General features: G+C 43.5%; 15 protein-coding genes. All 15 read left to right on the top strand.

Going from position 1 to position 12,618, the window contains the following annotated elements; translation table 11 throughout:
* Nucleotides 1-50: 50 nt before the first annotated feature.
* The 15 genes from J2T20_RS08580 (at nt 51) to J2T20_RS08510 (ending at nt 12,537) form a co-directional block, all read left to right on the top strand.
* On the top strand, nt 51-212 hold the full coding sequence (locus tag J2T20_RS08580; protein ID WP_307587435.1) for a hypothetical protein: 162 nt from the start codon (nt 51-53) through the stop codon (nt 210-212).
* Between the two features lie 187 nt (nt 213-399).
* Nucleotides 400-888 (top strand): YajQ family cyclic di-GMP-binding protein, encoded by a 489-nt coding sequence (locus tag J2T20_RS08575; RefSeq protein WP_307587434.1) that lies wholly within the window; start codon nt 400-402, stop codon nt 886-888.
* Nucleotides 889-977: 89 nt separating this feature from the next.
* Nucleotides 978-1,565 (top strand): CDP-diacylglycerol--glycerol-3-phosphate 3-phosphatidyltransferase, encoded by a 588-nt coding sequence (pgsA, locus tag J2T20_RS08570; protein ID WP_307587432.1) that lies wholly within the window; start codon nt 978-980, stop codon nt 1,563-1,565.
* Between the two features lie 17 nt (nt 1,566-1,582).
* Nucleotides 1,583-2,830, top strand: coding sequence for a competence/damage-inducible protein A (locus J2T20_RS08565; protein ID WP_307587431.1), 1,248 nt, complete (start codon nt 1,583-1,585; stop codon nt 2,828-2,830).
* 320 nt (nt 2,831-3,150) lie between these two features.
* Nucleotides 3,151-4,212, top strand: a complete 1,062-nt coding sequence (gene recA, locus J2T20_RS08560; RefSeq protein WP_307587429.1) for a recombinase RecA — start codon at nt 3,151-3,153, stop codon at nt 4,210-4,212.
* 101 nt (nt 4,213-4,313) lie between these two features.
* Entirely contained in the window at nt 4,314-5,057 is a 744-nt protein-coding gene (locus tag J2T20_RS08555; RefSeq protein WP_307587427.1) for a regulatory protein RecX, read from the top strand.
* Nucleotides 5,058-5,366: 309 nt separating this feature from the next.
* Nucleotides 5,367-6,908: a ribonuclease Y gene (gene rny / locus J2T20_RS08550; protein WP_307587425.1), complete on the top strand. Its 1,542-nt coding sequence runs from the start codon at nt 5,367-5,369 to the stop codon at nt 6,906-6,908.
* A 43-nt stretch (nt 6,909-6,951) separates the two neighbouring features.
* A complete protein-coding gene (locus J2T20_RS08545; RefSeq protein WP_307587423.1) occupies nt 6,952-7,791 on the top strand; it encodes a TIGR00282 family metallophosphoesterase in 840 nt (279 codons plus the stop codon).
* Nucleotides 7,792-7,992: 201 nt separating this feature from the next.
* A complete protein-coding gene (locus tag J2T20_RS08540; RefSeq protein WP_036656334.1) occupies nt 7,993-8,253 on the top strand; it encodes a stage V sporulation protein S in 261 nt (86 codons plus the stop codon).
* 170 nt (nt 8,254-8,423) lie between these two features.
* On the top strand, nt 8,424-9,389 hold the full coding sequence (locus J2T20_RS08535; RefSeq protein ID WP_307587419.1) for a dipeptidase: 966 nt from the start codon (nt 8,424-8,426) through the stop codon (nt 9,387-9,389).
* 139 nt (nt 9,390-9,528) lie between these two features.
* Nucleotides 9,529-10,101, top strand: a complete 573-nt coding sequence (gene pduL, locus J2T20_RS08530; RefSeq protein WP_036656331.1) for a phosphate propanoyltransferase — start codon at nt 9,529-9,531, stop codon at nt 10,099-10,101.
* Nucleotides 10,102-10,512: 411 nt separating this feature from the next.
* Nucleotides 10,513-10,827, top strand: coding sequence for a hypothetical protein (locus J2T20_RS08525; protein WP_307587418.1), 315 nt, complete (start codon nt 10,513-10,515; stop codon nt 10,825-10,827).
* 140 nt (nt 10,828-10,967) lie between these two features.
* On the top strand, nt 10,968-11,723 hold the full coding sequence (locus J2T20_RS08520) for a DUF3888 domain-containing protein (RefSeq protein WP_307587416.1): 756 nt from the start codon (nt 10,968-10,970) through the stop codon (nt 11,721-11,723).
* A 22-nt stretch (nt 11,724-11,745) separates the two neighbouring features.
* The gene (locus J2T20_RS08515; RefSeq protein WP_307587415.1) at nt 11,746-12,204 is read left to right on the top strand and encodes a DUF1801 domain-containing protein; all 459 of its coding nucleotides are present in this window, start codon (nt 11,746-11,748) and stop codon (nt 12,202-12,204) included.
* 63 nt (nt 12,205-12,267) lie between these two features.
* Entirely contained in the window at nt 12,268-12,537 is a 270-nt protein-coding gene (locus J2T20_RS08510; RefSeq protein WP_036656320.1) for a NifU N-terminal domain-containing protein, read from the top strand.
* The last annotated feature ends 81 nt before the right edge of the window (nt 12,538-12,618 follow it).

Below are 12,618 nucleotides of genomic sequence, written 5' to 3'. Positions count from 1 at the left end.
TAACCTAAGAATGACTTACAGTTCTTACAGCCAAAGTGAGGTGTATTCCCATGACCGTCAGTTGGATCGTAACAGGCCTAGGTGTTATCGTCAGTTTGCTAGGTTATTATTTAACTCCAAGTGCTTGGGGCTATGGAATTCTAGGCTTCGGACTAGCACATATCGTGCTTGGGCTCTTAGATATGTTCAGGAACCCTGCCCGCAGCAGATAAGCAGCTTCAGCAAAAGCGTCTCCTGGAAGGCTCAGGAGGCGTGTTTTTGTGCTCTTTTTCCCTTTGAAACTGAAATCACTCTTAAAAAAATGAGGAAAATAAGCTTGGATTTCTTGCATTATTAGACTTGCGGGCTGGTTTCTCATATAATAGGAAAAGAATAAATGTTGGTAAAGGACGTGGAGTAATGAGTTCGGAAAGTTCATTCGACATCGTATCCAAAATGGATATGCAGGAGTTAACCAATGCGGTTCATCAAACCGAGAGGGAATTAGAGAACCGGTTTGATTTTAAAGGAAGTAAAAGTAGTCTAAAGCTGGAAAAAGACGCGCTTATTATTGCTTCTGAGGATGAATATAAGTTAAATGCAGTGATTGATATTCTGCAAACTAAGATGGTTAAGAGAGGGATTACCCTCAAAAATTTGGATTATGGCAAAATAGAACCAGCTTCAGTAGGTGTACGCCAGCGTTTAGGCCTGAAACAAGGGGTCGATCAGGAGAATGCTAAGAAAATCAATATTCTCATTCGTGATTCCAAGTTGAAAGTGAAAAGCCAAATCCAAGGCGATCAAATACGCGTAACCGGTAAAAGCAGGGATGATCTACAACAAATCATCCAACTTTTGCGAAATGCCGATTTACCGCTGGATCTACAGTTTAACAATTTAAAGTAAAGCAAGAATTCGTGCCCCGCAGTGCTTAGACGCACAACCACTTGCGGGGTGCTTTCTGTTCTGAATAATTTTGTCAGGGAGGAACTTCTGTGAATTTGCCTAACCGTATCACTCTTGCCCGTATTTGTCTTATACCGATCATGATGTTTTTCCTTCTGGGGAATTTCGACTTTTACCCTGAGCCTATTCATTGGGGTTCTTTCCAACTTTCCGTTAATCATTTATTTGCGGCGGTTATCTTTCTCCTAGCAGCCAGTACAGATGGGATAGATGGCTATATTGCACGTAAATACAATATGGTGACTAACCTTGGCAAACTGCTAGATCCTCTTGCAGATAAGCTTCTAGTGTCGGCTGTATTGATTTCATTGGTTGAAATGGGAAGATGTGATTCCTGGATTGCAGTTGTTATCATTAGCCGTGAGTTTGCCGTAACCGGACTTCGCCAAGTTGCCTTGCTTGAAGGAAAGGTTGTTGCCGCCAGTAAATGGGGCAAGATTAAAACCATTATTCAGATTGTAGCCATCTCACTGTTGCTGCTGAATAATTTCCCATTCCAGTTTATTCAGATTCCTGTGGATGATATTGCTATATGGGCCGCAGCTCTAATCACTATTTATTCAGGTGTGGATTACTTCGTGAAGAACAAGGATCTACTACAGCTTCATAAGGCATAGGGAGGCGAGAACCAGCTATGAAAGCGGAAATTATAGCCGTCGGTACAGAACTATTACTCGGACAAATAGTTAACAGCAACGCCCAGTTTTTGTCGGTAGAACTTGCCGCGCTAGGAATTGATGTGTATTTTCAGACTGTGGTTGGTGATAATCTCAATCGTCTGAAGCAGGCTATTGAGATCGCCCAGAGCCGTGCCGATGTAATTTTGTTCACAGGTGGCATAGGTCCAACCGAAGACGATCTTACAAAAGATGGATTGGCTGCTGCCCTAGGCCGCAACTTACATATTGACACCCTTGCAATGGAGCATGTTCAACGTTTTTTTGATGAACGCAACATCTTTATGACGGAGAATAACCGCAAACAAGCACTCATGGTAGAGGGTACTACGCCGCTTCCGAATGAGGTGGGTCTTGCTGTCGGACTTGCTCACGCACATGAAGGTAAATTTTATATCGTTCTCCCAGGACCTCCCCGGGAAATGAAGCCAATGTTCACGGATAAGGCCAAGCCATGGCTTCTGCAGCACGCTTTGACGCATGAGATGCCTATCTACTCCAGAATGCTTAAATTTGCCGGTATTGGTGAATCTCTTCTCGAGGATAAGTTAATTGACTTGATCCGAAATCAAACCGATCCGACCATTGCACCTTATGCTAAGGAAGGGGAAGTAACCGTTCGTATTTCTACTAAGGCCCCTTCCGAGCAGGAAGCTTCCGAGAAGCTTAGTGTATTAGAGGAGCAGATACGAGGAATTCTTCCTGAGCATATGTATGCGAACATAGACATCCCGCTGGAGAAGCTCCTTGTTGACCGGATGATTAATACCGGTCTGACTTTGAGCGCTGCTGAGAGCTGTACGGGCGGGTTGTTAATGGAGAGTATTACCAGTATTCCCGGAAGTTCAGGCATGTTCCTGGGAGGCATAGTATGTTACTCCAATGAAATGAAGATGAAACTGCTGAATGTACCGGAAGCATTATTGGAGGGTAAAGACGCCCCAGGTGCTGTGAGCCGTGAAGTGGCTGAAGTTTTGGCGGATCAGGTCAGATTAATTGCGGATAGTGATTTTGGGTTATCGGTAACAGGAGTTGCCGGACCGGGCTCGTCTGAACGTAAACCCGTCGGGCTTGTGTATATTGGAATAGCTGAACGTGGCCACCAGACTGAAGTCTTTGAGCTTAATCTTAAGGGAACAAGAGACAACATCAGGCTTAGGACTGTGAAGGCTCTGCTGTATCGCCTCTGGCGAAGACTCGAATAACGTTAACGCAGGAAAAGTAGAGAATAGATATTATAGAGGATCAGACTTGAAATAAATCCCACTAGGGGTATATAATCAGGACACACGGAAGAACCGTGGCATTGAGTATTCTTTGCCACGGTTCTTCCGTTTTTTTTTGGGTAACAGAAAGTATACCCTGAACAAGTTTTCTTTAATTAAGTTAAATGTATGGTGGCTTACAATAAAAGGGATACAGAAGGGAGAGAACAAAAAAAACGAATGTATGTTCGAAAAAAGTCTTGGCAAGACCTCAAAAACACGTTATTATAATACTATTAACAGTGAAGGAAGTGGTCTGATTGTCAGATCGTCGTGCAGCGCTGGAGATGGCGCTTCGTCAAATAGAGAAACAATATGGTAAAGGTTCTATCATGAAACTGGGAGAATCCGCTCATATGCAAGTGGAGGTTGTACCTAGTGGATCTATCGCATTAGATATAGCATTAGGTATTGGCGGACTCCCAAAAGGTCGTATTATTGAAGTGTATGGACCGGAATCTTCCGGTAAAACAACGGTTGCTCTTCATGCGATTGCAGAAGTGCAAAAGGCTGGCGGACAAGCTGCATTTATTGATGCCGAGCACGCATTGGATCCTAAATATGCAAATGCCCTAGGCGTAAATATTGATGAGCTTCTGCTTTCACAGCCTGATACCGGTGAGCAAGCGCTTGAAATTGCAGAAGCACTCGTTCGTAGTGGTGCTGTAGACATTATTGTTATCGACTCTGTGGCAGCATTGGTTCCGAAAGCGGAAATTGAAGGTGATATGGGAGATTCCCACGTGGGTCTGCAGGCACGTTTGATGTCACAGGCTTTGCGGAAATTGTCTGGTGCGATTAACAAATCCAATACAATTGCTATCTTCATTAACCAGCTTCGTGAGAAGATTGGTGTGATGTTCGGTAACCCTGAGACTACTCCGGGTGGACGGGCACTGAAATTCTACTCCTCAGTACGCTTGGATGTGCGTCGTGTAGAGAGTATTAAGATGGGTAACGATGTGGTGGGTAACCGCACCAAGATAAAAGTTGTTAAGAACAAGGTAGCTCCTCCGTTTAAGCAGGCAGATGTAGATATCATGTACGGTGAAGGGATTTCCAAAGAAGGAAGTCTTGTTGATATTGGTACAGAGATGGATATTGTGAACAAGAGTGGTGCATGGTATTCCTATGAGGGTGAGCGTCTGGGTCAAGGCCGTGAGAACGCGAAGCTGTTTCTGAAGGAACATAAGGATATTGCCCTTGAAATTGAGAACAAAATTCGTGCAGCAAGTAATCTAACCACCCTAGTAGCTCCACCAAGTGAAAAAGAAGTGGAAGCGGAGCAGCTAGAAGAAAAAGCATTACTTGAAATCGAATAATTTCGAACTATTGGGCGCCCTGTGAACGACTGTAACAGGGCGTCTTTTAATAGTGTAAACATAGCTGTACTTGACATCAGATGACGGGGTGAATAACATACATGGTTATACAACTTGATCCTGAATTTGAAGAAAAGCAGGATAAAGAGGAACATATTCTCTCGGGCTTTCCGGACAATGAACTTCTTGAGATTACAAGGGTAGAACGGCAGAAGAAATCAGATCACCGTTATATCATTCATTTTGGAGCCTATAACATGACTGTTCATGAAGATGTCATGATTAAATATCGTATGATAACAGACAGCCACTTTATGAAGTCTGATCTGGAAGAAATTGTTCTGGCAGATGAGCGCCAGCGAGCTTATGTTGAAGGGCTTCGCTATCTGGGTCACAAACCCAGAACTGCTCTAGAAATGACCCGCCGTTTACGGCAGAAGGAAATCGGAGAGACTATTATAGCAGAAACTTTGCAGCGACTGCAGCGTGAACAATATATCGATGATCCCCTATACGCCAAGCAGTGGGCTGAACAGCGGATTACCAATCAGCGTAAAGGGAAGATGTGGATACGTCAGGAGTTGCGGGAGAAGGGGATTGATAAATCCCTCATCGCAGAAGCGCTGGATGATATCACCCCAGAACAAGAGCAGCAGAGTGCACTTCTATCGGCTCGCAAGAAGTGGAATTTGATTCGTGGGGAAGTTCCGGATAAGAGGCGGAAGACTGGGGCTTATTTAATGAGACGCGGATTTTCGGGTGAAATGGTGCGTCAGGTGCTGCAGATTTTGGTGCAGGAAGAGAATTTTCAAGGCGAAGATGATGAAATATACTACCCTGAGTAAGTCTCTTGACTTTCCTGTCTATATCGACTCTCTTGACAAGGTCTTTTTATAAATAATAAAATATAACATGAATCGGCATAAAGTTTGAATCCTTTTACCTTCCCAAAAAGGTTCCTACTCCGGTTCACGTATCAACTCATATGAAATGTAATCGCCAGATAAGGCGGGCAGTGTGCATGTACATCATGTGCAGGAAAACAATTGGTGAGATTACCGGTTTTTTGTATGGTGATGAACGGTAGTTTGACAACTGCACAATTCCCAAGGTAACCCTTGGAGGAACTAGACAATCAACGAGGAGGTGAACAGATGCCAACTTTGGTCTGGATCATTATCGTTCTCGTTGTAGCGACATTATTCTTTGGGTTCGGTTATTTTATTCGGAAGTCCCTTGCAGAAGCTAAAATTTCCAGCGCTGAAAAAGAAGCCGTAGTCATCGTGGAGAACGCGAAGAAAGAGGCGGAAGCGCAGAAGAAGGAAACGGTATTGGAGGCTAAGGACGAAGTCCATAGAATCCGTAGCGAAGCTGAGAAAGAAACGCGTGAACGTCGTAATGAAATACAACGGCAAGAAAGACGTTTGCTGCAAAAGGAAGAATCGCTGGATAAAAAGATGGAATCGCTTGAGCGAAAAGAAGAACAAGTGTCTAACAAAGAGAAACGAATTGATGAAACCCAACAGCAAATTGACGTCATTTACAAAAATCAAGTGACTGAATTGGAACGCATCTCTAATTTAAGTATTGAAGATGCAAGAAGTATTATTTTAAGTAACGTGGAGCAGGAAGTTCGCCATGAAACTGCACAGATGATTAAGGAAATCGAGCAGCAGGCGAAGGAAGAAGCGGACAAAAAAGCCCGTGAAATCATAACTCTCGCTATTCAACGCTGCGCGGCAGATCATGTAGCAGAAACAACGGTATCTGTTGTAACGTTGCCGAATGAAGAAATGAAGGGACGGATTATCGGTCGTGAAGGCCGCAACATCCGGGCACTGGAGACTCTCACAGGTATTGACCTTATTATTGATGATACGCCTGAAGCGGTTATTTTGTCGGGATTTGATCCTATCCGTCGTGAAGTTGCCCGTACAGCACTGGAGAAACTGGTAGCTGATGGACGAATTCACCCAGCACGCATTGAAGAAATGGTCGAGAAATCCCGTAAGGAAGTAGACGAAAGAATTCGGGAATACGGTGAGCAAGCTACCTTCGAGGTAGGTGTTCACGGGTTGCATCCGGATTTAATCAAAATTCTGGGTCGTCTGAAATTCCGTACGAGCTACGGTCAAAATGTGTTGAAGCACTCCATGGAGGTTGCTTATTTGACTGGACTTATGGCCGGTGAGCTTGGGGAAGACATCGTGCTTGCAAAACGTGCCGGATTACTGCATGATATCGGCAAAGCGCTGGATCATGAAGTAGAAGGTTCACACGTAGAGATTGGTGCCGAACTGGCAAGGAAATACAAGGAGCATCCGGTTGTTCTTAACAGTATCGCTTCTCACCATGGTGACTGCGAAGCTACCTCGGTTATTGCTATGCTGGTTGGAGCAGCTGACGCATTGTCGGCAGCAAGACCTGGCGCTCGCCGAGAAACACTGGAAACCTATATCAAGCGTTTGGAAAAGCTGGAGGAAATCTCCGAATCATTCGAAGGTGTCGAGAAATCGTATGCTATTCAAGCGGGCCGCGAGGTACGCGTGATGGTTCAACCTGAGAAGATCGATGATGCTGAAGCTTTCCGTCTGGCTCGTGACATTACTAAGATGATTGAGAATGAACTGGATTATCCAGGTCATATCAAAGTTACCGTTATTCGCGAGACACGGGCGGTTGAATACGCTAAATAGGCAATAATGAAAAGTGGCGCCTTAATAGGGGCCACTTTTCATTATGTATTGCTTATTATTACCTATTACCTTTAAGGAGGAGAACAATATTAAAGTTTTGTTTATTGGTGATATTTGTGGCAACACCGGAAGAAAAGCATTGCGTGAAATGCTTCCTTCCCTAAAAAGTAAATATCAGCCGCATATCATTATTGTCAACGGAGAGAATTCAGCAGGTGGAAGAGGGATTACTGCCTCCATTGCGAATGAATTTTTTAATTGGGGCGTGCACGGAATAACGATGGGAAACCACACATGGGATAATAGAGACATCTTCGAATTTATCGATGACGAGCCGCGTATCATTCGCCCGGCCAATTTTCCTCCGGATACTCCGGGACGGGGTTATACAGTTGTCAAAGCTAACGGCAAAGAATTGGCGATAGTTAATTTACAGGGACGTACCTTTTTACCGGCGATTGACTGCCCTTTCCGGGTGGGAGACGACATTATGGAAGAACTGCTGGCTAAGCATAAATGTATTCTTGTAGATTTTCATGCGGAGGCAACTTCTGAGAAAATTGCTATGGGTTATTTCATGGATGGACGTGCTTCGATCGTGGTCGGCACACATACTCATGTGCAAAGTAATGACGATGTGATTCTCCCCGGGGGAACCGCTTATCTAACCGATGCAGGAATGGTTGGTTCAAGAGAAGGCGTATTGGGTATGGAGAAGGATGCAGTTCTATATAAATTCACAACCCAGCTTCCCGCAAGATTTGTCGTGGATGAAGGAAAGTGGCAGCTAAACGGTTTATTTGTAGAGTTAGATGAGTCAAACGGGTCCGCAAAGCGCATGGAGAAGATTCGTTTGCGTGAAGATGAATGGATTATGGACTAAAAAGGCTGAATAAAAAGTGGACAAATCGGGAAAAACGGACAAACCTGGGTAAAATGTGATATTTATTATATCGAAAAAAAGTATCTTTTGAATTAATTTCTGCAGAATGCTTCGTAAAAAGAAGGAATTATTTCTTCTCTCTCGAATAACATCTACAGTAGTGGAAGAACACCATCATTTTTCCCAGGGGAGGTACTTACAATGGATGTATTAAAAGTATCAGCTAAATCCAATCCGAATTCCGTCGCCGGTGCATTAGCAGGTGTTCTTCGTGAACGTGGTACGGCCGAGCTTCAAGCGATTGGAGCGGGAGCACTGAACCAAGCAGTTAAAGCTGTCGCAATTGCCCGGGGGTTTGTCGCACCAAGCGGCGTTGATTTGATCTGCATCCCAGCCTTTACCGATATTGTCATTGATGGAGAAGACCGTACGGCTATAAAACTGATTGTCGAGCCCAGATAATATAATTTTAGAGATTAAACTGTCTTGCTAGAGCAGGACAGTTTTTTTGAAATATAAGTAAGAATAAGTGAAGTCTTATCCTTTTTTATATTTCTGAAGAGAAACGGGGGTCGTCCTACGGGACGGCGCAGCCGTTTCTTTTTGCATGCAGAGAAAGGGAGGCCAAGCTAATGAGAGTCGGAGAACGGAAAATAGTCGATTTTCACTGTGATGCCCTGAGCAAAATGCAGGAAATGCCGGATATTGTCTTCAAGGATGATCATCGCTTGGATGTTACTGCCAAACGTATGGCTGAAGGGGATGTGGCGCTTCAATGTTTCGCCATTTATCTGTCTTCGAAAAGAGGTCGACCGCGCTTTGGGGATGTGCTTGGACAAATTGACCACTATAGAAGTAGTATAACGGGTTTAGGAGGCCTTCAGTGGCTTCGCTGGAAAGAAGATACGACAAACATAGGTAAAGACGCCTTGAGGTGGGGAATGCTCTCCTTGGAGGGTGTAGATGGTCTGGAGGGCAATCTGTTTTATGCGCAACTTTGCTTCGAGCTAGGGGTGCGTTTTATGGGAGTGACCTGGAACTATGCGAATTGGGCAGCGGACGGTGTTCTGGAGCAGAGGAATGGGGGATTTACCGAAAAAGGTCGAAAATTAGTGGAATGGTGCAATGGAAGCGGAATGCTGATGGACGTGTCGCATTTGTCCCCGGCAGGGTTCTGGGAACTGGCGGAGCTAAGCAATCGCCCTTTTATTGCATCGCATTCTAATGCTGCTGCGATTTGCAACCATCCACGAAATTTAACGGATGAGCAGATTTCTGCACTGATTGCTATGGATGGAAGAATAGGGTTGACCTTTGTTCCTTGGTTTGTTCGCGAGGGAGGAGAGGCTACCTCAGAGGAATTATTCAGACATATTGAGCATATATGTAGTCTCGGCGGTGAGAAGCAGATTATGTTTGGCTCGGACTTTGATGGGATTGATGCTTGGGTAAAGGGTTTGGAGCACTCCGGAAAATATTCAGATTTTGCAGAGCTGCTGCTTCGCCATTTTCCTGAGGATTCTGTGAAGAGTTGGCTCTTTGACAATGCAATGACATATTTAGGGTGTCATTTACCCTCTAAACCGATTCAATCGTGACAATTCGGTTCCGAAATTGCAAAGTGTCACAAAAAAGAGCCTTTAATTGATGAGGCTCCTTTTTAATTTCAAGGAATAAGTTGTATAATGTACAGTGGCTTGTACAGATACTAGAGAAAATACAAGGAGTGACTTTACAATGAGCAAGACTGTACCCGTAGGTGTGTCGGCCCGACATATTCACCTAACGCAGGAGCATGTGGAAGTGTTGTTTGGAGCAGGTTACCAACTAACTGAGTTCAAACCGCTTTCCCAACCAGGACAATTTGCAGCAAATGAGCAAGTAGCAGTAATTGGTACCAAAGGTAAATTCGACAAGGTTAGAATTCTTGGGCCTGCCCGCCCAGCATCGCAACTGGAAGTATCTCGTACAGATGCATTCAGTCTTGGTGTGAAAGCTCCCGTTCGCGAATCCGGCAGCATAGAAGGAACTCCAGGCATTACGCTTAAGGGTCCCGCAGGTGAGGTTGAATTGGACAAAGGAGTTATTGTTGCAGCCCGCCATATTCACTTTCATACATCTGAAGCTGAAGCTTGGGGAATTTCTGACAAGCAAATGCTGAAAGTACGTCTTGGAGGCGAACGCGGCCTCGTATTGGAGAACGTCCTAGCACGTGTATCCGACAGTTTTGCATTGGATATGCATATTGACACCGATGAAGCTAATGCTGCAGGTGCCAACAATGGCGATAGTGCTGAAATTCTAGACTAATTACTTAACTCCATAAATGATGTTTATCGAGAAAATGGGCAATGCAAAGTGTAAAAGTCGCTTTGTGTTGCTCCATTTTTTACAAGAAGGATCAAAATTTATTCTTAAACCTTCTAGAAGTATTATCAGTCCCGTCAAGGTCAATAATACTTAGATAAAGAAGATCTCGTGCGTATTTTCCTATAATAATCTACAAATAACTAACAATGGAACATATTTCCTCACATTTTTATTCACATATACGCAAAATGGACTCCTTTTATTGTTAATTTGGACTTTCGGGTGTAACTAAGCCTTCAATTATAGTATGATAAGAGTAGGTAGAGAATAAGGACCTTTTCGTTTAGAGAACCATATTCAAATCAATCCGCTCATATTAATGGTTAAAAAAAGAAAAGGGGAATAAATACATTGGAAATTAACTTAAATTTTACGCCAAAAGGTAAAGTAGCTATTGAGAATTTTTCGAACGAGGAATTAATTGAAATCTTCACCAGATACTCCAACACATTAACTAAGAAGTATAGTGTTGATGTCACTGTGCCTACGGATGCGAACCAAGGTATTGTGGCTGACGGCGCATTGAAAGTCATATTAAGTAATGTTAAATGTGATGTGGATATCTTTTTTAGAGAGCTTGGCCGCGATGTTAAAGTTCCTTTGAAGAAGAGACTTGCCGGTGGAAACTTGGACAACGTATTTAAAATTGTTACTGTGCAAGAATAAGTCCCCTTCCAGGGGCAGCGATTAACCTAGAGAGATACAGGATGGGAAGGACTGATACAGTTCCTTCTTTTTTGTCGTTCCCAGAATTAGACATGCGGTGCGGATATTAATACATGAGGGAGGGAGAATAGGACAAGGAGGTGGAAATTATTCGGAAGCAGATTTTTTTAACAGTAGTCCTTCTAATAGGGGGATTGCAGCAGCCGGGTTATTGCAGTGCAGTGAGCACGGACAAGTCTGATCTTAGAAACAGCCTCTTTGCTCTCTTATACCCCTATGTGAATGCTGCGATTACTGAATACTATGGCCGGCCCAAGCAGTATATGAATGAGAAAATTACGAAGGTTCGTCACGTAGGGGGAGATCGAACCAGATATCACTACTTGGTAGTGGTGAAGCTGGAAACATTCGATCATGCTCATAATCCTCCTTATGGTCAAGATTTGTTAACCTTTGAGGTCAAACTAGGAACAGCGGATTTGGTTGCATATAATCATAAAGGTAATGCGTGGGAAGAGAAAATCGAAAATTTTAAAAAGACGGTCCTTCAGGATATAGAACAAACATTTGCGTTGGACTTCACGCCCTACCGTAAATATGAATATGGTTCATTGTTTCACGAAGTGCAGAATAATGCGGAATTGCAACCTCTTTTAGACATCAGCGACAGCATAATGAACACTAGTCTCAGAGTCAAAGGTACAAATGTAAATGTAATCGCCCCCTTTGTTTTGCTTAGAAACAACGAGGGGTATATTGTATATAAAAAGAGTGACGGTATGAACGTAGTGATCCGTGTAGTCAAAAAAGCCGGGGTATGGTCGGTAACAGGTGAGGTCTCAAAACAAGGTGTGCAAATGAAGCCAGAGCTGCTATGGTATATGCAGGCCTTATAGTAGGATGAATGGAGGGATAAAAGTGAAATACGAGAGTAACACTCCTGAAGAATATTTGAGTCAATTACCGCAAGAAAGAAGAGAAGTACTGGAGAAATTAAGAAAGACTATTCAGGATAACCTTCCCGTCGGTTTTGAGGAAAGCATAGAATACGGAATGATTTGTTATGTCGTTCCTCATCGAATTTATCCGTCAGGATATCATGTGGATCCCAAAGTTCCTCTCCCCTTTTTAAGTATAGCCTCCCAAAAGAACTTTATAGCGCTTTACCATATGGGGATGTATGCGAATCCTGAGGTTTTGGCATGGTTTCAGGAAGAATACCCTAAGCATGTGACAACTAAGCTTGATATGGGAAAGAGTTGTGTCCGGTTCAAGAATATGAATAACATTCCATATGAACTAATAGCAGAATTGTGCAGGAAGATAACACCGGATGATTACATACAGACTTATGAGCTGCAATTGAAAAAGATATGAGGGTGGATTTGGAAGGCTTGGCTTCCCCATGCTACAATAGCACTCAAAAGGAGTGATTTATTAATGGCTATAGAAATCAACGTTCAAGAGACACCCAATCCGAACTCCATCAAGATCAGTACAAATCAGACTATATTTGAGGGTCCTAGAAGTACATCTTTGAAGAAGGGCGATGCAACAGAGCATCCCTTAGCCAGCGCACTTTTGGGTATAGAAGGTATTGATAATATTTTTGGGATTAAAGATTTCGTGACGGTCAGTAAAATAGAGGATGCGGAGTGGGATACGATACTACCCCAAGTGGAAGCAGCTTTTCAATCCGTTTATGCCTGAGAAAATGAATTCATGAACGTCGCCTTATGCATCAAAAGCCGCCTGTATACAGTCCTCGACTGCGTACGGCGGCTTTTTTAA

The organism is Paenibacillus wynnii, from assembly GCF_030812855.1.
GTDB classification, from domain to species: domain Bacteria; phylum Bacillota; class Bacilli; order Paenibacillales; family Paenibacillaceae; genus Paenibacillus_AQ; species Paenibacillus_AQ wynnii_A.
Note: the sequence above shows the minus strand (reverse complement) of the source record. Positions and strands in the feature narration are given on the sequence as shown.